The organism is Halotalea alkalilenta DSM 17697 (genome assembly GCF_000621205.1).
Lineage (GTDB): Bacteria > Pseudomonadota > Gammaproteobacteria > Pseudomonadales > Halomonadaceae > Halotalea > Halotalea alkalilenta.
On sequence record NZ_JHYY01000037.1, the window covers coordinates 34529 to 59625 of the forward strand.

Consider the following 25097-nt stretch of genomic DNA (forward strand, 5'->3'; position numbering starts at 1 on the left):
CGGGCGCTCATCGCCGCGCCACGCTTATCGCTCGTGCTTGTCGCCGATCCTCTCCCGGTGCGAGGATGAGTCGAGTCATTGAGTCCTCGATGGAGATCAGCGCAGATGAACGCAGCCGTAGAAGAGAAGGACAAGGAAACCTCGACCAGCGCCAAGCTGCTCGAATGCATGATCAACGCCCGCAAGGTCTTCATCACCGGCGAGATCGACCAGAAGCTTGCCCGCGAGACGGTGCAGCAGCTCCACGCGCTGGACTATCTGAGCCACGAACCGATCCAGGTGTTCATCAGTTCTCCCGGCGGGCACGTCGAGTCCGGCGACATGATCTTCGACGCGATTCGCTTCATCGAGTCGCCGGTGCTCACCATCGGCTCCGGTTGGGTCGCAAGCGCCGGCGCGCTGATCTTCGTCGCGGCGAAAAAGGAGAATCGCTACTCCCTGCCGAACACCCGCTTTTTGCTTCACCAGCCGTCGGGCGGGTTTTCCGGCCAGTCGAGCGACATCGCGATCTACTCCAAGGAGATCCTGCGAATGCGTGAACGGCTCAACCAGATCTTCGCCGAGGCGACCGGCCAGCCGATCGAGCGGATTCGCGAGGATACCGATCGCGACTTCTGGCTCTCGTCCTCCGAAGCGGTGGACTATGGCCTGGTGAGCAAAGTGGTCAGCTCCGCCCGCGAGCTGCATTGAGCGTTGCGTTCGCGCCTCTTCCCGGTTGGAAGGGGCTCGAACGATCCTGCCGAAACCGCCCGCCAATAAAGCATTCCCTCTCGTCGCTGCGACGATTTCCAGCCGCCGTCGTTCGTCCGCGCTCGGCATACTGATGATGAAGCAAGCCATAACGAACAACTTCATCGGAGCTTTGCGAGGCGCATATGTCATTTGAGCAATTCAAGGCACTGACCTTCGACGTGGTCGGTACGCTGATCGATTTCGAGCGCGGTATCCTCGAGCACCTGCGCAAGTCCGTCGGTGACGCTGCCGAGAGCGTCAGCGACGAGGACATCCTCGCGGTCTATCGCGCGTCACGGGAGCGCCACAAGTGCGCGCGCTATCCCGATGACCTCGAGCGTACCTACTACGACATCATCTCCGCCTTCGGCTGGCCCGAGTCGCCGGGCGGCGCGCGTGGTTTGATCGAGTCGGTGAAGGATTGGCCCGCGTTCCCCGATTCGGTCGACGCGCTCAAGCGGCTGAGACGGCACTTCAAGCTGGTGGCGATGACCAACGCTCGCCACTGGGCGCTCGACCATATGGCCCGTACGCTGGACCAGCCGTTCGACGACAAGATTTCGGTCGACGACGTGCGCTTCGAGAAGCCCGACCCGCAGTTCTTCGCCTATGCGCGCGGTCGCCTCTCCACCCAGGGCATCGTCTTCGAGCAGATCCTCCACGTCGCCCAGAGCCAGTATCACGACATCGGCGTCGCCAAGCGGCTCGGCTACCAGGTGTGCTGGATCGAGCGGCGCCATGGCCTGCCGGGGCCGGGCGGCACCCAGGCGTCCGAGTACACCGAGCCGCACCTGCACTTCACCACGCTTGCTCAGCTGGCCGACGCTGTCGAAGCCGAGCTCGGTTGACTCCTCCGCGCCCGCGCTTGTGCGGGCGCTTGGTTCTAAGGCACTGCAATGTCTACCAATGGTATCGATTCGCTCTGGGCGGCGACCGCCTCGGCCGCGCCGCAAACTCCGGCGCTGCGTGGCACCCATCAGTGCGACGTAGCGATCATCGGCGGCGGCTTCACCGGGCTGTGCGCTGCGCACCATATCGCCGCCGGCGGCCGCGCTCCGCTGCTGCTCGAGGCCCGGGAGCTGGGCTTCGGCGCCAGTGGGCGCAATGGCGGGGTGGTCACCGCCAAGTTCCGGGTCTCGTTTCGCGAGCTGGAGCGCCAGCATGGCCTCGAGATCGCGCGGCGGATGTACCAGATGGGCTATGCCGCGATCGACCACCTGGAGACGATGACCCAGCAGCTCTCGCTGACCGCGGCGGACTTCCAGCGCCGCGGCCACTTGGCGCTCGCCCATACGCCGCGGGCATTGCAGGGGCTCGCTGCGGAAGTGGCGTGGATCGAACGCGAGTTCGGCAAGGGCGCCGCGCGGCTGCTGTCGAAGGAAGAGATCGAGCGCGAAGTCGCGGTGACGGGCTTCCATGGCGGGCTGTTGAGCCCCAAGGCGGGGGGCGTCCATCCGCTCGAATACCTGCGCGGCATCGCCCGCGCCCTGGTGGACAAGGGCGTCGCCGTGCACGGCGATTCGCCGGTGAAGCGGATCGAGCAGCTTGGCGACCGGGTGGTGGTCGAGACCGAACACGGGCGGGTCGAGGCGGGGCGGCTGATCATCGCCACCAACGGCTATTCCGACCTGACCCCGGCGACCCGCGCGATGCATCGGCAATTGATCCCGTTTCGCAGCGCGATCATCAGCACCGCGCCGCTGCCTGCCGCGCTGATCGAGCGGATCATGCCCGGTCGGCGGCTGTGCGGCGATACCAAACGGATGCTGCGTTGGTTCCGGCTGGTCGGCGACCGGCTGATCTTCGGCGGCCGCGGCGCCTTCGGGCGTGAGGATTCGAAGCAGGCCTTCGATGAGCTCGAGCGCAGCATGCGCGCGCTGTTCCCGGCGCTCGAGGGTATCGCGGTCGAGCATCGCTGGTCCGGTCTGGTGGCGATGACGCTGGACTACCTGCCCCACGTCGGCCGGATCGGCGAGCGGGTGTTCTATTCGGTCGGCTACAACGGCTCGGGTGTGGCGCTGAGCGGCTACATGGGCAAACAGCTCGCCGCGCTCAGCGCAGGCGAGCCGGTATGGCTGGGGCCGCTCGAACGCCAGACGGCGCAGGAGATCCCGCTGCATGCCCTGCGCGCGCCCGGCGTGCGCTTGGCCGCCGGTTGGCAGCAGCTGCTCGATGCGCTCGGCCGCTAGCGGCCGAGCGCATCGACGCATTCAGACGGTGCTGGTCAGGCCGCCATCGACATAGACGATCTGGCCGTTGACGAAGCTTGAGGCGGGGCCGGCGAGGAAGATCGCCGCCCCTTGGAGCTCTTCGACCTTGCCCCAGCGGCCGGTCGGGGTGCGGTTGCACAGCCAGGTGGAGAACTCCTGGTTCTCGACCAGCGCCTTGTTCAACTCGGTCTCGAAGTAGCCCGGGGCCAGGCCGTTGACCTGGATGTCGTAGCGCGCCCAGTCGGCGCACATGCCCTTGGTCAGCATCTTCACCGCGCCCTTGGTGGCGGTATAGGGCGCGATGGTCTGGCGGCCGAGCTCGCTTTGTACCGAGCAGATGTTGATGATCTTGCCGGCGCGCCGCTCGATCATTCCCCGTACCACTCGCTTGGCGACGTAGAACACGCTGGTGAGGTTGGCGAGCAGCAGCTCGTCCCAGGCGCTCTCGGTGAACTCGTGCAGCGGCGCGCGGCGCTGGATGCCTGCGTTGTTGATCAGGATATCGATCGGACCCTCTTCCTCCAGCGCGCTGATCCCCCTGTCGACCGCATGGGTGTCGGTGACGTCGAACGCCGCGGTCTCGACCTTGATGTCCAGCGCCGCGAGCCGGTCGGCGGCTGCTTCCAGCCTGCGCGGGTCGCGGCCATTGATGATCACCGTAGCGCCTGCGCCGCCGAGGCCCTCGGCGAGGGCGAAGCCGATGCCTTGGCTGGCACCGGTGATCAGCGCGCGCTTGCCGGTAAGATCGAAGAGTTTCAGTGAGGGTAACGCGTCGTGCATGGTATCGATTCCTCGAAACGTTGAACGAAGCCCAGGCTGCGCCCGGGCCGGGATCAGAAACTCAGCTGGACCTTCATCGAACGACGCTTGTCGCCGGCCAGTTCGAAGGCTTCGACCGCTCGTTCGACCGGCAGCACCTGGGTCAACAGCGGGGCGACATCGAAATCGTCGCGGCCGAGGGTGGCCACCGCCGCCTCGAACTCCTCGATGAAGCGGAAGGTGCCGCGCAGGGATATTTCCTTCACCACCAGCATCGACAGCGGCACCTGTACGTCATTGCCCATCCCGATTTGGACGATGGTGGCGCGGGGCCGAGCGACCTCGAGCGCGGTGGCAAGCCCAGGGGCGGATCCGGAGCACTCGAACACCACGTCGAAATGGCCCTTGTCGCGCTTGTACTCGTCGAGTTTGCTGGCTGCGTCCATCACATTGATCGTGCGGGTGGCGCCGAGCTCGGCGACGGTGGCGAGCGGTGCGTCGAGCAGGTCGGTGACCACCAGCTCGCGGGCGCCGGCGAGCTTCGCCACCATGGTGGTCAGCGCACCGATCGGCCCGGCACCGGAGACCAGCACCCGCTTGCCGAGCAGGTCGCCGGCCTGGCGAGCGGCGTGCAGGCACACCGCCAGCGGCTCGGCGAACGCCGCCTTCTCGAAGCCGAGGCCTTCGGGCAGCGGCACGATCTGGGCCCGCTCGCACACCAGTCGTTGGCGAAAGCCGCCGTGCACATGGGGCATGCGCATGGCGCTGCCGTAGAAGCGCATGTCGAGCGCGTGGTTGGTCAATCCTTCACGGCTGTACTTGCACGGCGTCGGCACGAAGCCTGGGTTGATCGCGACCGGCGTGCCCGGCGTGAGGTCGTCGACGTGCTCGCCGCAGGCAAGCACTTCGCCGACGATTTCGTGGCCGAGGATCATCGGTTGCTTGATCCTCACCGCGCCGAAGCCGCCATGCTGGTAGTAGTGGAGATCCGAGCCGCAGATGCCGCCGTTGCGGATGCGCACCTCCACCTGGCCGGGGCCGGGGGAGCCGGCTTCGATGTCGTCGACGCGAAGATCGCGTGGGGCGTGGATGGTGACCGCCTTCATGGGAGTGTCCTGGTTCGCGGGGGTGCATGGAGAGATGCATGGAGAGATGCACGGAGAAGTTCGCACAGAACTACGCCGATGGCGCGGGCTCGGCAACCGGTCCCAAAGCGTTGAAAGCGTTTTTGCGACCAAGGTATAAGCCGGTCTCGCCGTATGCATTCAGCGCCCCCTGCGTGCGACTTCGGCACCTGCCTCGGCGGCCAGGCGCAAAGGGCCGAAAGTCGCCGCCAGCGCGATCGCTGCGCCGGCGAGCAGGGCGAAGTGAAAATCCTCGATCAGCGGCTGGTCGTGCCCGGCCAGGGCCTGGAACAGCTGAAGCGCCAGCGCGGCGATGGCGATCCCGAGTCCGGTCGAGAGCTGGTCGCTGGTGCTGAACAGTGTGCTGGCGGAGCCCATTCTCGCGCTCGGCATCTCGCTGAAGGCAAGCGTATTGAAGGCGGTGAACTGCATCGAACGGCTCATGCCGCTCAAGAACAGGATCACGATCAGCAGCGTCAGCGGCACTTCGGGGGTGAACAGCGCGCAGGCGGCTATCGAGGCGGCCTGGATCACGCCGTTGATGATCAGCACGCGGCGAAAGCCGATCGCCGACAGCACGCGCGAGGTCAGCGGCTTCATGCACAGGTTGCCGGCGAACAGTGCGAGCAGCATCAGCCCGGCCTGAAAGGCGTCCATCCCGAAGCTAAGCTGGAACATCAGCGGCAGCAGGAACGGCAGGGTGTTGATCGAGAGGCGAAACAGTCCGCCGCTGAACAGCGCGACACGAAAGCTTGGATGCTCGAGCGGGGTCAGCGCGATCAGCGGGTGGGGATGGCGTTCGAGATGGCGCACCGCAAGGATGCCGACCGCGACGCCGCCGGCGCCGATGGCGAGCATCGTAAGACGGCCGCCATCGAGGTGTGCCAGGCCCTCCACCGCGCTCATCAGCAGCAGGCAGGCGAAGGCGCAGAGGATGAATCCCGGCAGATCGAACGGGGCGGCGGTGCTTTCGCTCGTGCGCGCCGGCATCAGCCGCAGGCTGAGGCAAATACCGACCGCAGCGATCGGCAGGTTGATCAGAAAGATCCAATGCCAGGAAAGGTGCAGGGTGATCAGTCCGCCAAGCGGTGGACCCAGCACCGGCGCGGTGAGCCCCGGCCAGGTGATGATCGCGATCGCCTTCATCAGGTCGCGTTTGGGGTAGCGCCTCAGCACGGTGAGCCGCCCGACCGGCACCATCAGCGCGCCGCCGATGCCTTGCAGGATTCGGGCGAGGGTGAACTGGGTGAGACTCTGGCTCAGGGCGCAGGCCAGCGAGGCGAGCGCGAACAAGGCGAGTGCCAGGGTGAACACTCGGCGAGCGCCGAAGCGCTCGGCTACCCAGGCGCTCAGCGGGATGAACGTCGCGACGGTGACCAGGTAGGCGGAGATGCCGATGCTCAGGCTGACGGGAGGCACGTCGAAGCTCGCCGCGATGTGGGGAATCGCGGTGATGATGATGGTGGCGTCGAGCATCTCCATGAAGAACGCCGCAGCGACCAGCAGCGCAAGCGCGGGAGAGGGCGAATCAGCGACCGCGGAAGTGGTCGAGGGAGGCATGTCGACTCCATGATTGGCAGCGCACGCCTGAGCTTGCGCCACTTACCCCCGGACCTTCAAGCGGTTATCCTCTCGGAGGTCGTGCGTTGGGACGTTCGACGCGTCTGAATTGAGCTTGAAGTCGCCTTCGCGTACCCTTCCTTGCTTGCCCGCTCAGGTGGCGATCGGGAGGCTGCCGGAGCGGAAGGCGATCTTCGCCGCAGGGCGCTTGGCCCCGGGATTCTTTTGTCTGCACGCGAGCGGGGTCCTTTCCCATCGCCGCGCGATTTCCATCATGGGACCTTGCATGCACGCGCTAACCAAGAAGTGGCTCAAACGCCTGATCCTTGCCCTGCTGTCGATGATTCTGCTGGTCGCCGCGATCATCTGGGGCCTGTATTGGTTACAGACGGGCCGTTTCTTCCAGACCACCGACAATGCCTATCTGCGCGGTGACGGCGTTGCGATACGCTCCGAGCTCAGCGCCAAGGTGGTGGCGCTCGGGGTCGCCCACAACCAGCGGGTGAGCAAAGGCCAGCTGCTGGTGACCCTCGATGACCGCGACTATCGCGACCAGCTCCGCCAGGCCGAGGCGCAGCTGCTCGAGGCCAATGCCCAGGTGGTCCAGGCGGAGCGCAACGTCGATGCGAGCCGCGCCCAGATCGAGCAGTATCAGGCCCAGGTGGCCGCCGCCGAGGCGCGCGACGACCAGGCGCTGACCACCCTCAACCGTACCCTGATGCTCAGCGATCGCGGCGTGGTGCCGCGCCAGCAGCTCGACGACGCTCACTCCGAGCGCGCGGTGACCCGTGCCGATCTCGCCTCCAGCCGAGCGCAGTTGACCACCGCTCGCCGCCAGCTGGCGGTGCAGCAGGCCGCGCTCGAGGCCGCCAAGGCCAGCGTGCAGTCGGCCGAGGCCGACGTCGAGACGGCGCGCACCCAGCTCGGTCGTACCCATATCTACGCGCCCGCCGATGGCGTGGTCGGCAACGTCACGATCGAGGTCGGCAGCTACGCCCAGCCGCAGCTGACCCTGATGCAGCTGGTCCCGGTCGATGCGCTCTACGTGATCGCCAACTACAAGGAAACCCAGATCGGGCGGATGCGCATCGGCCAGCCGGTATCGATCAGCGTCGACGCCTATTCCGATATCGGCTACGAAGGGGTGGTCGAGAGCATCGCACCGGCCACCGGCGCCGAGTTCAGCCTGCTGCCGGTCGACAACGCCACCGGCAACTTCAACAAGATCGTCCAGCGGGTGCCGGTGCGGATTCGCTTGATCGGCCCGCAGGACCAGCTCGGCCGGCTCCAGGCCGGTCTCTCGGTGGAGCCGACCGTCGATACCCGCCGGCTCGAGGGTAATGCGCTCTACGTAGTGCCGGCCCCCAACCTGATGCTCGACGACGAGCGTCCGGTGATTCCGGTCCACGTGCCCGAGCCGGTCGACGGCCGCTGATCGATGAGCGACCACGGCTACCAGGGCCCGCAGCGGATGCCATCGCGCCGCCAGCAGCTCGGCTTCCTGGCGGCGGTGGTGGGGATGTTCATGGCGATCCTCGACATCCAGATCGTCGCCAGTTCGCTCAACGAGATCCAGGCCGGGGTTTCCGCCAGCCGCGATGAGATTTCCTGGGTCCAGACTTCCTACCTGATCGCCGAGATCGTGATGATCCCGCTGGCCGGTACGCTGGCGCGGATATTCTCGACCCGGGCGGTATTCGTCTTCTCCTGCGCGGGCTTCACCCTCGCCAGCATCGGCTGCGCGATGGCGTCGAGCATCGGCGAGCTGATAGTGCTGCGGGCCATCCAGGGCTTCATGGGCGGGGCGATGATCCCGCTGACCCAGGCGGTCAGCTTCACCATCTTCCCGCGGGCCAGGATGGGCTCGGTGCAGGCGGTGATCGGCCTGGTGGCGACACTGGCGCCGTCGATCGGTCCGACGCTCGGCGGCTACATCACCGAGCACCTCTCCTGGCACTGGCTGTTCCTGATCAACGTGATTCCCGGCGCTCTGGTCTGCATCGGGGTATGGACGCTGCTCGACATCGACCGCGGCGACCGCAGGGTGCTGGCGCGGCTGGACGTGATCGGGCTGATCTTGATGGCGGTGTTCCTCGGCACGCTGGAGTTCGTGCTCGAGGAAGGCCATGACGACGACTGGTTCTCCAGCCGCCTGATTGCATCGATGGCGATCGTCTGCGGCATTTCAGGGCTATTGTTCGTCTGGCGGGTGTTCAGCACCGACCACCCGATCATCGATCTGAGGCTGTTCCGCGACCGCGATTTCGCCATCGGCATCGTGGTGATCTTCGTGCTCGGCATCGCGCTCTACGGGCTGGTCTACCTGATGCCGCTGTTCTTCGGCGGCGTGCGCGGCTATTCGAGCCTGCAGATCGGCGAAGTGATGTTCGTCACCGGGGCGACGATGTTCGTCGCCGCTCCCTTGATCGGCCTGTTCGGCGATAGGTTCTCCCACCGTACGCTGATCCTGTCCGGGCTTGCGATGGTGGCGATCGGTACCCTGCTCAACGTCAATCTCACCGATCAGTCGGGCTTCCACGAGTTCTTCTGGCCCCAGGTGATCCGTGGCGTCGGCTTCATCACTTGCATGATTCCCGCCTCGCGGATCACCTTGGGCCACCTGACGCCCGAGCAGGTGGGCCAGGGGGCGGGTATGTTCAGCGTGATGCGCAACCTCGGCGGGGCCATGGGCCTTGCATTGATCGACACCACGCTGAGCTATCGCGAGCAGTACCACTGGCAGCAGCTGATCCCGGCGATCAACGAGGGGCGCGATGCGGTGGTCGAGGCCCTGGCCCAGTACCAGCAGCAGTTCGAAGGGATGGTCGCCGATCCCCAGGCGGCGGCGATCCAGATGATCGCCGACCGGGTGATCCAGCAGGCCAACGTGCTCGCCTTCAACGATCTGTTCCTCTGGCTCGGGATGATCTATCTGCTGATACTGCCGCTGGCGCTGCTGGTGCGCCGCCCGCGGGGCTGAACATGACAGGCGAGTGCCAAGTGTTCTAACCTCGGAACGTCGATCGAGTTCCATTTTCGATCAGTAGTGAAATAAATATTCCGAGAGAGAACCACATGGCAACCACATCACGGGTCAAAGAGATCCTCGGCTGGTACGAAAGCGATAATCCAGGCACCAAGGCCAACCTCGCGCGCTTCCTCAACCAGGGCAAGCTCGCCGGCACCGGCAAGCTGGTGATCCTCCCGGTCGACCAGGGCTTCGAACATGGCCCCGCGCGCTCCTTCGCCGCCAACCCTGCCGCCTACGATCCTCACTACCATTTCCAGCTGGCGATAGACGCCGGGCTTTCCGGCTACGCGGCACCGCTCGGCATGATCGAGGCCGGTGCCGACACCTTCGCCGGGCAGATTCCGCTGATCCTCAAGATGAACAGCGCCAACAGCCTGGCGGTGCAGAAGGACCAGGCGATCACCGCAAGCGTCGAGGATGCGCTGCGGCTCGGCTGCTCGGCGATCGGCTTCACCATCTACCCGAGCTCCGACTACGCCTTCGAGCAGTTCGAGGAGATCAGCGAGCTCACCCGCGAGGCCAAGGCGGCGGGGCTGGCGGTGGTGGTGTGGAGCTATCCGCGCGGCCCCGAGCTCGACAAGGCCGGAGAAACCGCGATCGATATCTGCGCCTACGCTGCCCACATCGCGGCGCTGCTCGGTGCCCACATCATCAAGGTCAAGCCGCCCACCGAGCATTTGAGCCTGCCGGCGGCGAAGAAGGTCTATGAGGAGCAGAAGATCGATGTCTCGACCCTGCCTGCGCGGATCCGCCATGTGGTCCAGTCGTCGTTCGACGGCAAGCGGATCGTGATCTTCTCCGGTGGCGAGGCGACCACCAAGGAGAACCTGCTGACCACCATTCGCGGGCTCGCCGAAGGAGGCGCCTTCGGCAGCATCATCGGGCGCAACACCTTCCAGCGTCCGCGCGAGGAAGCGCTGGCGCTGCTCGACGAGATCATCACCATCTTCAAGGGCTGAACCCTGCATCCAGCGGGGGCGAAGGCCCCCGCCCACTTCCTCATCCCGCCAGGCCATCCCCTCCCCAACTTTTCGACATCTCGTCTACGCTGAAACCAGAGCGCGCCACCTGACCATGACCGCGCGCTCTTCACGCGCAAGCGGCCGCAGAGCCGAATCCATCTAACCATCCGCGTGAGACCGATGACGATACGTCGGGGCGCAGCCGTCGAGCGCCTCTCCCCAGGCAACCGCATGGAAGCGCTGTGCCTGCGCTGTTCTCTGCGGTGAACGCGATGAGGAAGACCATGGCAGAATCCTCCCGGTGCGCGGTGTTCGACCCGCGCGAGGCGCCGCCGTCGGCGCCCCATCTCGACAGTCGCACGGACTACATGCTGTCCGAGGGCGACCGATCTCCACCCGGTACCCTGCGGGTCGGCTTCACCTTGAACGGCCATCCGGCGAGCATCGACGTCGAGCCCAATGTGGTGCTGCTCGATGCGCTGCGCGATCGGTTTTCACTTACCGGCACGCACAAGGGCTGCGACCACGGCCAGTGCGGCGCCTGCACGGTGCACCTCGACGGCCGCGCGGTGAACGCCTGCCTGATCCTCGCCGCCAGCGTCGATGGCGCCCGGGTGACCACCATCGAGGGACTGGCCGCCAGCCACGAGGGGGAGGGGCTGCATCCGCTGCAGCGCGCCTTCCACCAGTGCGACGCTTACCAGTGCGGCTACTGCACCTCCGGGCAGATCATGAGCGCCGCTGCGCTGATCGACGATGAGCGAGTGCCCAGCGACGATGCCTCGGTGCGTGAAGCGATGAGTGGCAACATCTGCCGCTGCGGCGCTTACAAGAACATCCTCCGCGCGATCCGAACGGCCCGCGCCGAGCTTGGCGTGGACCGCGCCTGAGGAGGCCATGATGAGAAACTTTTCCTATCAGGCCGTCGAGCGGGTGGACAGCGCGGTGGCGCGTCATACCGAATTCGCCACCAGCGCCTTCCTGGCCGGGGGAACCACGCTGATCGACTTGATCAAGCTCGACGTGATGCGTCCCGAGCAGGTGGTCGACGTCAACCGTCTGCCGCTCAAGCGGATCGATCTCTTGGATGATGGACGAATCAGGATCGGTGCGCTGGTCAGCAATACCGAACTCGCCCACCACCCGCTGATACGTGCCCGCCATCCGCTGCTGTCAGCTGCGCTGCTCTCCGGCGCCTCGACCCAGCTGCGCAACATGGCGACCACCGCGGGCAACCTGATGCAGCGCACCCGCTGCGCCTACTTTCGCGATCCGACCGTGCCCGAGTGCAACAAACGCGAACCGGGCAGCGGCTGCGCCGCGCTCACCGGGATCAACCGGCTCCACGCGGTGCTCGGCACCAGCGAGCACTGCGTCGCCACGCATCCCTCCGACATGTGCGTGGCGTTGGCGGCGATCGAGGGCGCCGTCGAGGTCGAGGGGCCGGCCGGCAAGCGCGAGGTCGCGCTGCTCGATTTCCACCTTCTGCCCGGCGACACGCCGGAGCGCGAGCATGCGCTCGAGGCCGATGAATTGATCACCTCGGTGGTGCTCGCCCCCCACCTGGACAGCGCCGGCGCCCATTACCTCAAGCTGCGCGACCGCGCCTCCTATGAGTTCGCACTGGCCTCCTGCGGTGTGATCCTGGCGCTCGATGGGCAGCGGATCGGGCAGGTGCGCATCGCCCTGGGCGGCGTCGCGACCAAGCCGTGGCGCGCATTCGAGGCCGAAGCCTCGCTGGTGGGCGTGGTGCCCGGCCGCGAATCCTTCGAGCAGGCGGCCCGGCTCGCGCTCGCCCACGCCCGGGCGCTCGAACACAACGCGTTCAAACTGCCACTCGCCCGCCAGGCGATCGTCCGCGCGCTTGAAACCGCGCTCGACGACGCCCAGGGCGGGATGAGTCCGCCGGCGCGCTCCGATACCGGCGCCGGTTCACCCGCAGGAGACTCGCCATGACCGTCGAAGCCTTGAACCAGCGCACCGCGCGTATCGATGGCGAGCTCAAGGTCTCCGGCGGCGCCGACTACGCCGGTGATCACCAGCTACCGGGCATGCTCCACGGCTATCCGGTGGTCAGCCCGGTCGCCAGCGGCCGGCTCGAGCGGCTCGACTTCGATGCGGCGATGGGCGCGCCGGGGGTGGTCGAGATCATCCATGGCGGCAACTTCCCCCGGCTCAACCGCTCGCCGGATTCGATGGCCGAGGAGAACAAGGTCGGCGAGGTCCGTCTGCCGTTCGAGGACGATCAGATCCACTACCATGGACAGTATCTCGCCCTGGTGGTCGCCGACAGCTTCGAGCACGCCCGCGCCGCCGCTCGTCTGGTCAGCATCGAATTCAGCTGCGCGCCGGCGGTGGCTGGACTCTCGAGCGCGGGGGAGGGACGAGAAGTGGACGACGAGGCGGTGACCCTCGGCGAGCCGGCGCGCGCGCTCGCCGCCGCCGAAGTGAGGATCGATGCCGAGTACCGCATCGCCACCGAGGCCCACGCGGTGATGGAGACCCATGCGACGCTCGCGAGCTGGCAGGACGACCGGCTGACGGTGTACGAGTCGACCCAGGGCGTAGTGTTCCACCGCAATGCCCTGGCGCAGGTCTTCGCCATGGCACCCGAGCAGGTCGAGGTGATCGCCCACTACATCGGTTCGGGCTTCGGTTCGAAGCTCTTCATGTGGCCGCATTCGGTGATCACCTGCGCTGCCGCGCGTCTCCTCGGCCGCCCGGTGAGGACGGTACTGCCGCGGCAGTGGAACTTCGCCAATACAGGCCATCGGCCGGCCTCGCTGCAGCGGGTGCGCCTCGGCGCCGACCGCGACGGCAAGCTCCAGGCGATCCTCCACGACGCGCTCAACGAGACCTCCCCGGTCGAGGCCTACAGCGACTCCTGCGCCTCGGCCACCCCGAGCATGTACGCCTGCGACCATGTCGCGGTGACCCAGCGTATCGCCGAGGTCAACCACGGCACCCCGACCTCGATGCGTGCGCCGGGGGAGGCGAGCGGCAATTTCGCCCTCGAGACCGCGCTCGATGAGCTAGCCGTCGAGCTCGGGGTCTGCCCGGTCGAGCTGCGCAGGCGCAACTTCACCGTGCGCGACCCGGCGAGCGGCCTGCCGTGGTCGAGCAACCACCTGCTCGAATGCTTCGACGATGCCGCGGGGCGCTTCGGCTGGGAGCGACGCGACCCCACCCCGCGTTCGATGCGCGATGGCCATGAGCTGATCGGCTACGGGATGGCGACCCAGAGCTGGAGCGCGATGCGCAAGCACTGCACCGCGCGGGCCTCGTTTCTCGCCGATGGACGGCTCTCGATCGCCACCGGTACCCAGGACATCGGCACCGGCACCTATACCATCGTCGCCCAGACTGCCAGCCAGCTCAGCGGCGTGCCGCTCGATCGGGTCGAGGTCAAGCTCGGCGACTCGCAGCTGCCCGCCGGCCCGCTATCCGGCGGCTCGATGGCCACCGCCTCGACCCTGCCGGCGGTGGCGGGTGCGGTGCGCGAGGCGATCGCCACACTCCAACGGCTCTCGATCGGCGAGGGGGGACGCTTCGAGGACGCCGCGCCGTCGGCGCTCGAGTTCCGCGATGGCCGGCTGTGGCACGGCGACGAATCGGCGAGCGTGGCGGAGCTGCTCCAGACGCTCGAGCGCGGCAGCGTGGATGCGGTGGTGAGCACCGCGCCGGGCGACGAGCAAAAGCGCGCGAGCTTTCGCTCGTTCGGCGCGGTGTTCGTCGAGGTGCGCTGGGACCCGGGCATCTCGCGGCTCAGGGTGGCGCGGGTGGTCTCGACCATCGACGGTGGACGGATGATCAATCCGCTCACCGCGCACAACCAGCTCGAGGGGGGCGTGGTGATGGGGCTCGGCATGGCGCTGTTCGAGCGGCTCGAATACGAGCGCGATGGCCGGCTGCACAACCATAACTTCGCCGACTACATCGTGCCGGTGCACGCCGACATGCCGGAGATCGAACTGGTGACCCTCGACTACCCGGACCTGGCGTTCAACGAATTCGGCGCTCGGGGTGTCGGTGAGATCGGCCTGACCGGGGTCGGCGCGGCGGTATCGAACGCGGTCTTCCATGCCACCGGCAAGCGGATCCGCGAACTGCCGATCCGCCTCGAGGCGCTGCTGGAGGAGTGAGCCCGCGGAGGTTCCCTATTTCGATCGCCCCGGTGAAGCCGCAGCGATGCGGCTTCACCGTCTTCGGTTACACTGCCGGATCGCCGCTCGTCGGGTCGATTCGACCCGGCGGCGGCAGCTCGGGCGTGCGGACCGGTTGGGGAGCGACGATGGGTAGTACCGGCAAAGGGATCCTGGCGATGTGCGGCGGTGTGTTCTGCATGGCGGCGGGGGATGCGGTGACCAAGGGGCTCGGCGCCGACCATTCGGCGGTGCAGATCGTCTTCTTTCGCAGCCTGGTCTCGCTGCCGCTGGTGGTTCTGATCGCCCATCGCTTCGGCGGCATCCATAAGCTCTCCACCCGGCGCCCCGGCGTCCATCTGCTTCGCGGGCTGTTCGCCACCGGCAGCGTCTACTGCTTCGTCATTGGCCTTGGCATGCTGCCGCTTGCCGATCTGACCGCGATCGGCTTCGTCGCGCCGCTGCTGGTGACGCTGCTCTCCTGGCCGCTGCTCGGCGAGCGGGTCGCCACCATACCGCTGGTCGCGGTACTGCTCGGCTTCATCGGCGTGCTGGTGGTGGCGCGGCCGAGCGGCGGGCTCGAGCCGGGGGTGCTGGTGGTGCTGTGCGCCGCGGCCTGCTACGCGATGACGATGATCACCACGCGCCGCTATGGGCTGCGCGAGTATCTGTGGGCGATGGTGTTCTACGCGCTGCTGATGCCATTCCTGGTCAGCCTGGTGCTGCTGCCGTTCTTCTGGACTACGCCGAGCCTGTACGCGCTGCCCGGCTTCGCACTCAGCGGGGTGCTCGGCATCGGCGCGATGCTGCTTTTGACGCTGGCTTTCAGGCAGGCACCGGCGGCGCTGGCGGCGCCGTTCGACTACACCGCGCTGATCTGGGCGGTGCTGTTCGGCTGGCTGTTCTGGAACGAGGTGCCCGACCTGATCGCGCTCGCCGGCACGGTGCTGATCATTGGTTCCGGCCTGCTCGTCGCCTATCACGATCGCCGCACCAGCCTGAAGCGACGGCCAAGTTCGTAGCGCCCAGGCCGAGAACGGGCCTGACGATCGCCTTGGTGATCGCTATGCTTGAGAACCCACCGGTTCTGGAGTGAGCGCATGTCCACCGTCCGCCTGGTCACGCTGATCACCGGTGCTTCAGCGGGTATCGGTGCCGCTTTCGCCGAGACCCTGGCCGAGCGCGGCCACCATCTAGTGCTGGTCGCCCGCCGTGGCGAGCGGCTCGAGGCGTTGGCCGAGCGCCTGCGCGGTCTCTATGGCGCGCGGGTCGACTGGGTCGCGCTGGATCTCGCCGAGCCCGGCGCGGCCGAGCGTCTGATCGCTTGGTGCGATGAGCGCGAGTTCTCGATCGACTGGCTGATCAACAACGCGGGCCTCGGCATGCCGGGGCGCCTGCACGACAGCGAATGGCGCGAGCACGCCGCTTGCCTGCGGCTGATGGTCGAAGCGCCGACCGAGCTGGTCGCCCGGGCGCTGCCGATGATGCGCCGCCGCGGCTGCGGTACGGTGATCAACGTCGCCTCGCTCGCCGCCTACCTGCCCGGCACCGAGGGCCACACCCTCTATGCCGGGATCAAGGCCTATCTGCTGCGCTTCTCCGAGTCCCTGGCGCTTGAGAACCGCGCCGCCGGCGTGCGGGTCTGCGCGCTCTGCCCGGGGCTTACGCTGTCCGAGTTCCACGACGTCACCGGCACTAGGGAGCTGATGGCGAAGCTGCCCGGGTTCATGTGGCAGCGCGCCGATCAGGTGGTCGAGGCGGCGCTCGATGGGCTCGCGCGCGACCGAACCATCGTCGTTCCCGGGCGCTTCAACCGCCTGACCAAGCGGCTCGCCCGGCTGATCCCCGAGCGCCTGGCGCTATGGCTGGCGGCGCGGGAGTCGAAGCGCTACCGCCAGCTTTGAGCCAGGCCGAGGAGTCAGAACGTAGCCTTGAAGCGCCGGCGCCAGGCATGGAGCAGCGGCTCGGTATAGCCGTTGGGCTGGTCGCGGCCTTCGAGGATCAGCGCCCGGGCGGCCTGGAACGCGTGCGAGGTCTCGAAGTCCGTCGCCATCGGCCGGTAGGCGGGGTCCGCTGCGTTCTGGCCGTCGACTACTCGCGCCATGCGCTCGAGCGATGCCTGGATCCGCGGGCCGTCGATCACTCCGTGATGCAGCCAGTTAGCCAGCAGCTGGCTCGAGATGCGCAGCGTCGCGCGGTCCTCCATCAGTGCCACGTCGTGGATGTCGGGCACCTTGGAGCAGCCGATCCCCTGTTCGACCCAGCGCACCACATAGCCGAGGATGCTCTGGCAGTTGTTGTCGAGCTCCTCCTGGATCTCCTCCTCGCCCCAGGCGCCGCGTGGGTCGACCGGCACCTCGAGCAGGCCTTCGAGCAGCGCTTGGCCGTCGGCACCGCGGGTCTCGAGTTCGCGCTGCACGGCTTGCACCTCGACTTGGTGATAGTGCAGCGCATGCAGCGTGGCGGCGGTGGGCGAGGGTACCCAGGCGGTATTGGCGCCCGCGCGCGGGTGGCCGATCTTCTGCTCGAGCATCGCGGCCATCAGATCGGGCATCGCCCACATCCCCTTGCCGATCTGCGCCCGCCCGCGCAGCCCGCAGTCGAGACCGACCGCGACGTTGTTGCGCTCGTAGGCATCGATCCAGGCGGTGCCCTTCATCTCGCCCTTGCGCAGCATCGGGCCTGCTTCGATCGAGGTGTGGATCTCATCGCCGGTACGGTCGAGGAAGCCCGTGTTGATGAACACCACCCGGCTGCTCGCCGCCGCGATGCAGGCCTTGAGGTTAACGCTGGTACGGCGCTCTTCGTCCATGATCCCGATCTTGAGCGTCTCGGGCGGCAGTTCGACCAGCGCCTCGACGCGCTCGAACAGGGTATTGGCGAAGGCTACCTCGTCGGGACCGTGCATCTTGGGCTTGACGATGTAGACGCTGCCGCTGCGCGAATTGCCACGCCGGGCAAGATCGTACTTGGCGATCAGGGCGGTGGTCACGGCGTCGAGGATGCCCTCGAACACCTCCTCGCCATCGGCGTCGAGCAGCGTAGGGTTGGTCATCAGGTGGCCTACGTTGCGCACCAGCAGCAGCGAGCGTCCGGGCAGGGTGAGGCTGCCGCCTTCGGGGCGCTGATAGTCGCGATCCTCGGCCAGCCGGCGGGTGAAGCTGCGCCCCCCTTTGTCGATCCGCTCGCTGAGGTCGCCCTTCATCAGCCCCAGCCAGTTGCGATAGATCCCGACCTTGTCCTCGGCGTCGACCGCGGCGACCGAATCCTCGCAGTCGACGATCGTCGATAGCGCGGCTTCGAGCAGCAAGTCCTTGACCCCGGCCGGGTCGTGCGCGCCGATCGGATGGTCGCGCTCGATCTGCAGCTCGGCGTGCAGGCCGTGATGGGTGAACAGCAGCGCCGAGGGCGCCTGCGGCTCGCCGCGAAAGCCGGCCAGCGCCTTGGCGTCGGCGAGGGTGGCGACGGCGCCGCCCTCGAGCTCACCATGCAGCCGGCCGTCGTCGATCGCATAGCCCAGGACCTGCGCATGGCTGCCGCGGTCGAGCGGGGCGATGGTATCGAGCAGGGCCTTGGCGTAGGCCACCACCTTGGCACCGCGCTGGGGATTGTACTCATTGCCCGGCGCGAGCTCGCCGTCGAGGGGAATCGCATCGGTACCGTAGAGCGCATCGAACAGCGAGCCCCAGCGGGCATTGGCGGCGTTCAACGTGTAGCGGGCGTTGCTCAGCGGCACGACCAGCTGGGGCCCGGCGAGCTCGGCGAGCTCGCGGTCGACGTTGGTGGTGCTCACCGTGACCTCGCGGGGCGCCTCGACCAGGTAGCCGATCTCGCTGAGGAATCGACGGTAGCCCTGTGGGTCCTCGATCCGTCCGGGATGTGAGCGGTGCCAGTCGTCGATGGTGCGGGCGAGCTCGTCGCGGCGCTCGAGCAGTGCGCGATTGATCGGCGTCAGCTGGTGGACGAGTTCGTCAAGCCCGCGCCAGAACGGTTCGGCTTCGAGTTCGAGCCCGGGCAGGACTTCTTCTTCGATGAAGCGCTGGTAGAGCGGGTCGATTCGCAACTGCAGGGATGTACTCATGGCTGGGCTCCAGGTCGAAAGGTGATGGAATTCAATGCTCGAGGGCGGCGATCGCGGCGAGGGCGACACGCTCGTCCTGGTCGGGCAGTACCCCGGAGACGCCGACCGCGCCGATCACCCAGTCGTCGATCTTGATCGGCACTCCGCCGGTAAGCGTGGCCTTGAGCACCGGTGCGGAGAGGAAGGCGCTGCGGCCGGAGTTGATCATCTCCTCGTACTGGCGTGAGGCGCGCCGGCCCAGCGCCGCGGTGCGGGCTTTCTGCTCGGCGATGTAGGCGCCGATCGGCGCGCTGCCGTCGAGGCGGGCCAGCGCCAGTGGATGGCCGCCTTCGTCGACCACCGCGATGGCCACCGCCCAGCCCTGGGCTTCGGCCTCCTGGCGGGCCGCCGCGACGAGTCGTTCCACATCGGCGTAGTCGAGCATCGGTCTAGTGTGCATGGGTCTCTCCTTGGCTAGGGGATAGGGAATGAGGTGTGGGTGTTTGCGCTGGCGCGGGAATGGCAAAGGCCTCGTCGACCACTTCCAGCCAGTGGCGCACCGGCGTTCGCCCGGCGCTGTCCAGGTGGGTCTGGCAGCCGATGTTGGCAGTGACGATCAGCGCTGGCGCGCCCTGCTCCAGCGCTCGCATCCGCTCGTCGCGCAGCCGCTTGGAGAGCGCGGGCTGGGTGATCGAGTAGCTGCCGGCGGAGCCGCAGCAGAGGTGCCCATCGGCGACCGGCGAGAGCTCGAAGCCGAGCCGCTTGAGCAGCGCGTCGAGCGCACCGCCAAGGCGTTGGGCATGGGTCAGCGAGCAGGGTGAATGCACTGCCAGCCGCGGCGGCGAATGCGGCTGGCCTAGGCGCTCGAGCGGCGCCTCCTTGAAGACCTCGACCGGGTCGCGGGCAAGCTGGCTGACCCGCAGTGCCTTGTCGGCATAGTCGGGATCGCGGGCGAGCAGCTTGCCGTACTCCTTGACGAAGGCGCCACAGCCGCTGGCGCTGACCAGGATCGCCTCGACCCCGCGCTCGATCGCGGGCCACCAGGCATCGATGTTGCGTCGCGCCCGGTCGAGCCCTTGGCGCTGGGCATCGAGATGGAAGTCGATCGCACCGCAGCAGCCGGCGGCGGGCTCGAGGCTGATGTCGAGGCGGTCGAGCAGGCGCGCGGCGGCGGCGTTGGTGTTGGGCGACAGACCCGGCTGCACGCAGCCCGAAAGCGCCAGCATCCGCCGTGGATGACGCGGCGCCGGCCAGTGCCCGGATGCGGCTATCCGTCTTGGCAGGTGGTCGGCGAGCGCGGCCGGCAGCCAGCGGCGCATCCGGGTCGCGCCGGTCGCCAGTGGAGTGAACAGCCAAGCGCGCGGTACCAAGGTGCGCAGCCCCAGGCGCAGCGCGCGCTGTTTGATCGGTCGCGACTGCTGCTGGTCGAGGGCTTCGCGCCCGATATCGAGCAGGCGGTGGTAGTCGACCCCCGAGGGGCAGGTGGTTTCGCAGTTGCGACAGCTCAGGCAGCGGTCGAGGTGCGCGCGGGTAGCGGGACCTGCCTTGTCTTCCTCGAGGAAGGTCTTGATCAGGTAGATTCGCCCGCGAGGACCATCGAGCTCGTTACCCAGCTGCTGGTAGGTCGGGCAGGTGGCGTTGCAGAAGCCGCAGTGCACGCAGCTGCGCAGGATGCGCTCGGCTTCGGCGGCATCGGGCAGGCGCAGGGCGCTGGGACTCAAATGGGTTCGCATCGCTCAGAGCTCCGGGTAGAGGCGGCCAGGGTTGAAGATCCCCAACGGGTCGAGCTGGGCCTTGAGCCGCTGGTGGTAGCGCAGCATGACCGCGTCGAGCGGTGTGAACGGCAGCTCCACCTGGGCACCGTCGAAACAGCAGGCGTGGCCACCGCAGCGCCGGGCCTCGGCGTGGATCCTCGTCGCCGGCGCATCGCTCTTCAGCCAGTGCTGGGCGCCGCCCCAGTCGAGCAGCGCTTCGCCTTCGATCGGCAGCCGCGCAGTGCCGGGCGGCAGCGACAGTCGCCACAGCGGACGCGGATCGTCGAACAGCTCGAGCTCGAAGCGTCGAAGCCGTTGCCACCACTGGTCATCGAACCGCTCGCCGCCGAGCCGGGCGTGGGTCGCGGCAACCGCCGCCTCGCCTCCCTCGAGCCGCAGCCGCAGCGCCTTGCCATCGTGGCAGGCACCGGCGAGCGGCAGCGGCTGGGCCCGCCACTTGGCCAGCCGCCGGGCGGCCTCCTCCCAGCCGAGTTCGAAACGCAGACTGAGTTGGGCACGCGGTTTCGGCAGCACCTTGAGCGATACCTCGGTGATCACACCAAGGCAGCCGTGGCTGCCGGTCATCAGCCGGGAGAGGTCGTAGCCGGCGACGTTCTTCATCACTTCGCCACCGAAGCGCAGTGCCTGGCCCTTGGCATCGATCACCCGCACGCCGAGGACGAAGTCGCGCAGCGCCCCGGCCCAAGGGCGGCGCGGACCGGAGAGCCCGCTCGCCACCGCGCCGCCGAGGGTGCAGGCGGGGCCGGTGAGCAGAGGTTCATAGGGCAGCATCTGGCCCGCCTGGTTGAGCCGCGCTTCGAGCTCGGCAAGCGGAGTGCCGGCGCGGGCGGTGACCACCAGTTCGCTCGGTTCGAAGCTCACCACCCCGCGGTGCCCAGCGAGGCTCAGCGGCTCGCCGACCACCGCGCGGCCGAGCCCGCGCTTGGTGTCGCCGCCGATGATGCGCAGCGCGTATCGCCCGGCGGCGGCTTCACGCACCTGGGCGCAGAGCGATTCGGTCAGATCGGGATGCTCGGTATCCATGATCAGAATCGCTCCAGCTCGGCGAACGCGAGGTTCGACGCATGGACGTGCATCGCGCCATATTCGGCGCAGCGCGCAAGCGTCGGCACCTGCTTTCCGGGATTGAGCAGCCCCTCGGGATCGAAGGCGGCCTTCACCGCGCGGAAGTGCTCGAGCTCGGGGGCGCGAAACTGCACGCACATCTGGTTGATCTTCTCCCGGCCGACGCCGTGCTCACCGGTGATGCTGCCGCCGACCTCGACGCAGAGCTCGAGGATCCTCGCGCCGAGCCGCTCGGCGCGTTCCAGCTGCTCGGCCTGGTTAGCATCGAACAGGATCAGCGGATGGAGGTTGCCGTCGCCGGCATGGAACACGTTGGCGACGCGCAGCTGGTGCTCGTCGGCGAGCGAGGCGATGCGCTCGAGCACTGCGGCCAGCCGGCGGCGTGGAATCGTGCCGTCCATGCAGTAGTAGTCCGGCGCCAGCCGGCCGACCGCGGGAAAGGCGTTCTTGCGTCCGGCCCAGAAGCGCTGGCGTTCGGCTTCGTCGCGGGCGAGGCGGATCTCGCGGCTGCCAGTACGTTCGAGCACGGTACGAACCCGCGCGCACTGCTCGGTGACGTCGGCCTCCACGCCGTCGAGCTCGCAGATCAGGATCGCGCTGACGTCGAGCGGGTAGCCGGCATGGACGAACGCTTCCGCGGCCTCGATCGCGAGCCGGTCCATCATTTCGAGCCCGGCGGGGATCACTCCCGCGCTGATGATCTCGGCGACCGCGCGGCCGGCGTCCTCGAGCTCATCGAAGCTCGCCAGCAGCACCTTGGCGCTGGGCGGCTTTGGCAGCAGCTTGACGGTGATCTCGGTGATCACCCCGAGCATCCCCTCGGAGCCGGTGAATAGCGCCAGCAGGTCGAAGCCCGGCGCATCGAGCGCCTCGCCGCCGAGGCTCAGTCGCTCGCCTTCGATGGTCAGCACCTGGGCTGCGAGCAGGTTGTGCACGGTCAGGCCGTATTTCAGGCAGTGCACGCCGCCGGCGTTCTCGGCCATGTTGCCACCGATCGAGCAGGCGATCTGCGACGAGGGGTCGGGAGCGTAGTAGAGTCCATGCGGTGCAGCGGCTTGCGAGATCGCCAGATTGCGCACCCCGGGCTCGACCCGGGCCAGGCAGCGCTCGGCGTCGAGCTCGAGGATCCCCTTGAACCGGCTGAGCACCAGCAGCAGGCCCTGGGGCAGCGGCATCGCGCCGCCCGAGAGGCCGGTGCCGGCGCCGCGGGTGACCACGGGTACCCCGAGCCGGCGGCAGATATTGAGGATCTCGCCGATCTGTTCGAGGTCATCGGGAAGCGCGACCAGCAGTGGTGGGCTGCGGTAGGCGCTGAGCCCGTCGCATTCGTAAGGGGTCAGCTCCTCGCGGCTCGAGAGCAGCTCGAGCGGAGGACGAATGGCGGACAATGCATCGACCAGTTCGGCGAGATCGGTGCGCGGCAGGGCGCCATCGAGGTGTTCGTCGTAGAGCATCCTTACCTTCCTTGGTCGCGATCCAGCGGCCACGTTGCGCGAGGGGTGGCATCAGGGCGTGTCGGCCCGCCCTGGCTTGCCCATGAGCTGCATGTTGGTACGCATCGAGGCCCGCTGACCAGACGACCATCCGCTGGTCCGACCAGTTATTGCGCAGGCCACCGGCTCGCGCTTGGTCGAATGGCGCACGACCGCGGTAGCCGCCGAGAATGACGCAAGTTCGCCAAAGGGGGAGTGGCTGGTGGAAACGGAGAAGATTGCGTCTCATCAGGTGGCCGATCGGGTCGCCGAACGGATCGAGCGGATGATCGGCGAAGGCACCGTGCGCCGCGACCAGCCGCTGCCCTCGGAGCGACGGCTCTGCGCCAGCCTCGGCGTCTCGCGTTCGGCGCTGCGCGAAGGATTGAAGCTGCTGCGCGAGAGAGGGGTGATCCGCACGGAGCACGGCCGCGGCTCGTTCGTCTCCGAGCTTGCGGCGCCGGTCGAGCGGCGTGCGCTGGAGCAGCTCTTCAGCCGGCAGAACCGCACGCTGTTCGATCTGCTCGAGGTGCGCTTGCTGCTCGAGGGCGAGGCCGCACGGCTCGCCGCCAGCCGCGCCACGCCGCTCGACCTGCTGCGCTTGAAGCGCTGCCATGCGGCGCTGAGCGCGGCGAGCAGCGCGCAGCCGCCGCAGGATCCCGCGGCGATCGCCGCCCTCGATCATGCCTTTCATCGCGCGATCTGCGAGGCCTCGCACAATCCCGTGCTGCTCAGCGTGCTGGACGCGCTCGACGTGCTGGTGCTCGGCAGCGTTCGCGCCTGCGTCTACAACCTGTTCTCGCGTCCCGAGTGCAAGCAGGTGCTCGATCGCCAGCACGCGCGGCTCCATCGCGCGGTGGCCGAGCGCGCGCCCGACCGCGCCGAGCGCATCGCCCGCGAGCACATTCGCACCATCCATGCCCAGTGCAGCGAGATCGAGAGCGGCGGTGCGCTGATTCGCGAGCGTCCGAGCGTCGATATGCGGATCACCGAGCGGCCGGCGGCACTACAATGAGGGGACCGGCAGCGGACCAAGGAGGGGAGCGATGAGTGCGATCGACTGGGAAGAACCCGGCAAGCAGGGCGTGGATGATTTCTACGCTGGTACCCAGGTGGCCCATCCCACGCCGAAGGCGGGCGATGTCGTTTCGGCGCGCTATCGGGACATGGCGGTACGCGTTGAGGTCGAGCGTCACGCCGACGGCGTGAGCCATGGTCGGGTGGTGGCGATTCTCGATGCCAAGGAAAAACGCCATCAGAGCAGCGGCGGGCTTGCGGTGGGGGATGCGGTCAGTCTGCCCGATCGCTATCGGGCATTCGAACCCAAGCGCTAGCGGCGGGCCGTGCGATCTTCGCACCATTCCGGCATGCGCTAGGCCTCGAGCAGCCGGCGGGTGGCGGGCGACGTGGACGTATCCACTCCCTGCTGCAGCGCCTGGGCGCGTACATGCTCCACGGATTCGGTCTCGATACCGAGATACTGCTCGGCGAGCCAGTCGATGAAGCGAAGCAGCGCCGCCAATGCCTGGGCCGGGGTGCTCGCCTCGGCCACTCCTGGTACGTACCAGCCTCGATACTCCCGCCCTTCACGCGCGACGCAGGCGATCGCTTCCCGCAGCGTCCGTTCGCTCGCGGCTCGCGCGATCGGCAGCGCGCCCGGCGGCAGCGCGTCGTCGACGTGGATGTCCCCATTGGCGAAGCAGTAAGCGATGGGCATGGCGACTCCTGGTTTGTCGATGGCCCTGGGGAAAATCTTCGATATGTGCCAGTTTACGTGCTTTGCGTGCCATGCGTCGCGCGACTTTGGAGTAGGCCGATGAGAGCAGCGATTCTCGCCACCCTGCTGTCGCTGGGTGTGCCCTTGGCAGTACAGGCGTCGCCGCCGTCGTCCGCGCATGCGCCGGCGAGGGGGGCGGTGGAAGTGGTGGTGCCGCTACCGCCGGCGCTGCTCGCTCCCCAGCCGGCGCGGCAGTATCGTGCCCTGCCCCGTTCTACGCTGTGTCGCCAGGCCGACGGCGGTTCGCGTATCGATACCGCCCGGCAAGGCTGCGCCGAGGACGAGCGTGCCGTGCAAGGGCCGCGCTTTAGTACCTCGGGCGATTGACGACATCCTGGGCAGCGGCGCGGGTGAGTGATAAAAGATGAGGTGACGAAACGGTTCAAGGGCCGTTCGCGCCCTACAATCACAACACCTGCTGGAGCCCC

23 protein-coding genes are annotated in these 25097 nt (G+C 67.6%); 14 read left to right on the top strand and 9 right to left on the bottom strand.

The window, feature by feature from the left end:
* Window positions 1-105: 105 nt before the first annotated feature.
* From Q376_RS0107750 to Q376_RS0107760, 3 genes are all read left to right on the top strand, one after another.
* Window positions 106-690 carry an ATP-dependent Clp protease proteolytic subunit gene (locus Q376_RS0107750; protein WP_027349841.1) on the top strand — a complete coding sequence of 195 codons (585 nt, stop codon included), beginning with the start codon at window positions 106-108 and terminating at the stop codon, window positions 688-690.
* 185 nt (window positions 691-875) lie between these two features.
* Window positions 876-1580, top strand: a complete 705-nt coding sequence (locus Q376_RS0107755; protein ID WP_027349842.1) for an HAD-IA family hydrolase — start codon at window positions 876-878, stop codon at window positions 1578-1580.
* A 48-nt stretch (window positions 1581-1628) separates the two neighbouring features.
* Entirely contained in the window at window positions 1629-2921 is a 1293-nt protein-coding gene (locus Q376_RS0107760) for an NAD(P)/FAD-dependent oxidoreductase (RefSeq protein WP_027349843.1), read from the top strand.
* A 21-nt stretch (window positions 2922-2942) separates the two neighbouring features.
* Here Q376_RS0107760 and Q376_RS0107765 read toward each other — a convergent pair whose 3' ends face one another.
* The 3 genes from Q376_RS0107765 to Q376_RS0107775 all read right to left on the bottom strand — a co-directional run bounded on the left by Q376_RS0107765 (window position 2943) and on the right by Q376_RS0107775 (window position 6385).
* Window positions 2943-3722, bottom strand: a complete 780-nt coding sequence (locus Q376_RS0107765) for an SDR family NAD(P)-dependent oxidoreductase (protein WP_027349844.1) — start codon at window positions 3720-3722, stop codon at window positions 2943-2945.
* Between the two features lie 53 nt (window positions 3723-3775).
* Window positions 3776-4807 carry an L-idonate 5-dehydrogenase gene (locus tag Q376_RS0107770; protein ID WP_027349845.1) on the bottom strand — a complete coding sequence of 344 codons (1032 nt, stop codon included), beginning with the start codon at window positions 4805-4807 and terminating at the stop codon, window positions 3776-3778.
* Window positions 4808-4966: 159 nt separating this feature from the next.
* Window positions 4967-6385 (bottom strand): MFS transporter, encoded by a 1419-nt coding sequence (locus tag Q376_RS0107775; RefSeq protein WP_027349846.1) that lies wholly within the window; start codon window positions 6383-6385, stop codon window positions 4967-4969.
* A 286-nt stretch (window positions 6386-6671) separates the two neighbouring features.
* Here Q376_RS0107775 and Q376_RS21815 point away from each other — a divergent pair, with 286 nt between their 5' ends.
* The 8 genes from Q376_RS21815 to Q376_RS0107820 all read left to right on the top strand — a co-directional run bounded on the left by Q376_RS21815 (window position 6672) and on the right by Q376_RS0107820 (window position 16424).
* Window positions 6672-7820 (top strand): HlyD family secretion protein, encoded by a 1149-nt coding sequence (locus tag Q376_RS21815; protein ID WP_081803449.1) that lies wholly within the window; start codon window positions 6672-6674, stop codon window positions 7818-7820.
* 3 nt (window positions 7821-7823) lie between these two features.
* Window positions 7824-9365 (top strand): DHA2 family efflux MFS transporter permease subunit, encoded by a 1542-nt coding sequence (locus tag Q376_RS0107790; RefSeq protein ID WP_027349847.1) that lies wholly within the window; start codon window positions 7824-7826, stop codon window positions 9363-9365.
* Between the two features lie 95 nt (window positions 9366-9460).
* A complete protein-coding gene (locus tag Q376_RS0107795; protein ID WP_027349848.1) occupies window positions 9461-10375 on the top strand; it encodes a class I fructose-bisphosphate aldolase in 915 nt (304 codons plus the stop codon).
* 287 nt (window positions 10376-10662) lie between these two features.
* On the top strand, window positions 10663-11268 hold the full coding sequence (locus Q376_RS0107800) for a (2Fe-2S)-binding protein (RefSeq protein WP_245598921.1): 606 nt from the start codon (window positions 10663-10665) through the stop codon (window positions 11266-11268).
* 10 nt (window positions 11269-11278) lie between these two features.
* Window positions 11279-12334, top strand: a complete 1056-nt coding sequence (locus Q376_RS21820) for an FAD binding domain-containing protein (protein ID WP_052365054.1) — start codon at window positions 11279-11281, stop codon at window positions 12332-12334.
* Window positions 12331-14520: a xanthine dehydrogenase family protein molybdopterin-binding subunit gene (locus tag Q376_RS0107810; RefSeq protein WP_027349850.1), complete on the top strand. Its 2190-nt coding sequence runs from the start codon at window positions 12331-12333 to the stop codon at window positions 14518-14520. The genes Q376_RS21820 and Q376_RS0107810 overlap by 4 nt, the downstream gene beginning before the upstream one ends.
* A gap of 149 nt (window positions 14521-14669) precedes the next feature.
* Complete coding sequence (locus Q376_RS0107815; protein WP_027349851.1) at window positions 14670-15542, top strand: DMT family transporter; 873 nt, start codon at window positions 14670-14672, stop codon at window positions 15540-15542.
* 78 nt (window positions 15543-15620) lie between these two features.
* The gene (locus tag Q376_RS0107820; RefSeq protein ID WP_027349852.1) at window positions 15621-16424 is read left to right on the top strand and encodes an SDR family NAD(P)-dependent oxidoreductase; all 804 of its coding nucleotides are present in this window, start codon (window positions 15621-15623) and stop codon (window positions 16422-16424) included.
* 14 nt (window positions 16425-16438) lie between these two features.
* Here the strand turns inward: Q376_RS0107820 and Q376_RS0107825 are convergent, their stop codons facing one another.
* From Q376_RS0107825 to glcD, 5 genes are read right to left on the bottom strand one after another with little or no spacing between them, the layout of a single operon-like run.
* On the bottom strand, window positions 16439-18601 hold the full coding sequence (locus Q376_RS0107825) for a malate synthase G (RefSeq protein WP_027349853.1): 2163 nt from the start codon (window positions 18599-18601) through the stop codon (window positions 16439-16441).
* Between the two features lie 31 nt (window positions 18602-18632).
* Window positions 18633-19040 (bottom strand): GlcG/HbpS family heme-binding protein, encoded by a 408-nt coding sequence (locus tag Q376_RS0107830; RefSeq protein WP_027349854.1) that lies wholly within the window; start codon window positions 19038-19040, stop codon window positions 18633-18635.
* Entirely contained in the window at window positions 19030-20313 is a 1284-nt protein-coding gene (gene glcF / locus Q376_RS21825; RefSeq protein WP_052365055.1) for a glycolate oxidase subunit GlcF, read from the bottom strand. Before glcF ends, Q376_RS0107830 begins: the two co-directional genes overlap by 11 nt.
* A gap of 3 nt (window positions 20314-20316) precedes the next feature.
* Window positions 20317-21378: a glycolate oxidase subunit GlcE gene (gene glcE, locus Q376_RS0107840; RefSeq protein WP_027349855.1), complete on the bottom strand. Its 1062-nt coding sequence runs from the start codon at window positions 21376-21378 to the stop codon at window positions 20317-20319.
* Between the two features lie 2 nt (window positions 21379-21380).
* On the bottom strand, window positions 21381-22874 hold the full coding sequence (gene glcD / locus Q376_RS0107845) for a glycolate oxidase subunit GlcD (protein ID WP_043446776.1): 1494 nt from the start codon (window positions 22872-22874) through the stop codon (window positions 21381-21383).
* Window positions 22875-23115: 241 nt separating this feature from the next.
* Between glcD and Q376_RS21830 the strand changes: the two genes are divergently transcribed.
* Window positions 23116-23907 carry an FCD domain-containing protein gene (locus tag Q376_RS21830; protein WP_245598922.1) on the top strand — a complete coding sequence of 264 codons (792 nt, stop codon included), beginning with the start codon at window positions 23116-23118 and terminating at the stop codon, window positions 23905-23907.
* 31 nt (window positions 23908-23938) lie between these two features.
* On the top strand, window positions 23939-24226 hold the full coding sequence (locus Q376_RS0107855) for a hypothetical protein (RefSeq protein ID WP_027349857.1): 288 nt from the start codon (window positions 23939-23941) through the stop codon (window positions 24224-24226).
* Between the two features lie 38 nt (window positions 24227-24264).
* Here Q376_RS0107855 and Q376_RS21835 read toward each other — a convergent pair whose 3' ends face one another.
* Window positions 24265-24609 carry a hypothetical protein gene (locus Q376_RS21835; protein WP_052365057.1) on the bottom strand — a complete coding sequence of 115 codons (345 nt, stop codon included), beginning with the start codon at window positions 24607-24609 and terminating at the stop codon, window positions 24265-24267.
* 99 nt (window positions 24610-24708) lie between these two features.
* Here Q376_RS21835 and Q376_RS21840 point away from each other — a divergent pair, with 99 nt between their 5' ends.
* Window positions 24709-24996: a hypothetical protein gene (locus Q376_RS21840; protein WP_043446780.1), complete on the top strand. Its 288-nt coding sequence runs from the start codon at window positions 24709-24711 to the stop codon at window positions 24994-24996.
* Window positions 24997-25097 lie beyond the last annotated feature (101 nt).

Bases quoted from the DNA above. Each gene is read 5' to 3' on its own strand.
- Q376_RS0107750 (WP_027349841.1), top strand. From the start codon at position 106: ATGAACGCAGCCGTAGAAGAGAAGGACAAGGAAACCTCGACCAGCGCC.
- Q376_RS0107755 (WP_027349842.1), top strand. From the start codon at position 876: ATGTCATTTGAGCAATTCAAGGCACTGACCTTCGACGTGGTCGGTACG.
- Q376_RS0107760 (WP_027349843.1), top strand. From the start codon at position 1,629: ATGTCTACCAATGGTATCGATTCGCTCTGGGCGGCGACCGCCTCGGCC.
- Q376_RS0107765 (WP_027349844.1), bottom strand. From the start codon at position 3,722: ATGCACGACGCGTTACCCTCACTGAAACTCTTCGATCTTACCGGCAAG.
- Q376_RS0107770 (WP_027349845.1), bottom strand. From the start codon at position 4,807: ATGAAGGCGGTCACCATCCACGCCCCACGCGATCTTCGCGTCGACGAC.
- Q376_RS0107775 (WP_027349846.1), bottom strand. From the start codon at position 6,385: ATGCCTCCCTCGACCACTTCCGCGGTCGCTGATTCGCCCTCTCCCGCG.
- Q376_RS21815 (WP_081803449.1), top strand. From the start codon at position 6,672: ATGCACGCGCTAACCAAGAAGTGGCTCAAACGCCTGATCCTTGCCCTG.
- Q376_RS0107790 (WP_027349847.1), top strand. From the start codon at position 7,824: ATGAGCGACCACGGCTACCAGGGCCCGCAGCGGATGCCATCGCGCCGC.
- Q376_RS0107795 (WP_027349848.1), top strand. From the start codon at position 9,461: ATGGCAACCACATCACGGGTCAAAGAGATCCTCGGCTGGTACGAAAGC.
- Q376_RS0107800 (WP_245598921.1), top strand. From the start codon at position 10,663: ATGGCAGAATCCTCCCGGTGCGCGGTGTTCGACCCGCGCGAGGCGCCG.
- Q376_RS21820 (WP_052365054.1), top strand. From the start codon at position 11,279: ATGAGAAACTTTTCCTATCAGGCCGTCGAGCGGGTGGACAGCGCGGTG.
- Q376_RS0107810 (WP_027349850.1), top strand. From the start codon at position 12,331: ATGACCGTCGAAGCCTTGAACCAGCGCACCGCGCGTATCGATGGCGAG.
- Q376_RS0107815 (WP_027349851.1), top strand. From the start codon at position 14,670: ATGGGTAGTACCGGCAAAGGGATCCTGGCGATGTGCGGCGGTGTGTTC.
- Q376_RS0107820 (WP_027349852.1), top strand. From the start codon at position 15,621: ATGTCCACCGTCCGCCTGGTCACGCTGATCACCGGTGCTTCAGCGGGT.
- Q376_RS0107825 (WP_027349853.1), bottom strand. From the start codon at position 18,601: ATGAGTACATCCCTGCAGTTGCGAATCGACCCGCTCTACCAGCGCTTC.
- Q376_RS0107830 (WP_027349854.1), bottom strand. From the start codon at position 19,040: ATGCACACTAGACCGATGCTCGACTACGCCGATGTGGAACGACTCGTC.
- glcF (WP_052365055.1), bottom strand. From the start codon at position 20,313: ATGCGAACCCATTTGAGTCCCAGCGCCCTGCGCCTGCCCGATGCCGCC.
- glcE (WP_027349855.1), bottom strand. From the start codon at position 21,378: ATGGATACCGAGCATCCCGATCTGACCGAATCGCTCTGCGCCCAGGTG.
- glcD (WP_043446776.1), bottom strand. From the start codon at position 22,874: ATGCTCTACGACGAACACCTCGATGGCGCCCTGCCGCGCACCGATCTC.
- Q376_RS0107855 (WP_027349857.1), top strand. From the start codon at position 23,939: ATGAGTGCGATCGACTGGGAAGAACCCGGCAAGCAGGGCGTGGATGAT.
- Q376_RS21835 (WP_052365057.1), bottom strand. From the start codon at position 24,609: ATGCCCATCGCTTACTGCTTCGCCAATGGGGACATCCACGTCGACGAC.
- Q376_RS21840 (WP_043446780.1), top strand. From the start codon at position 24,709: ATGAGAGCAGCGATTCTCGCCACCCTGCTGTCGCTGGGTGTGCCCTTG.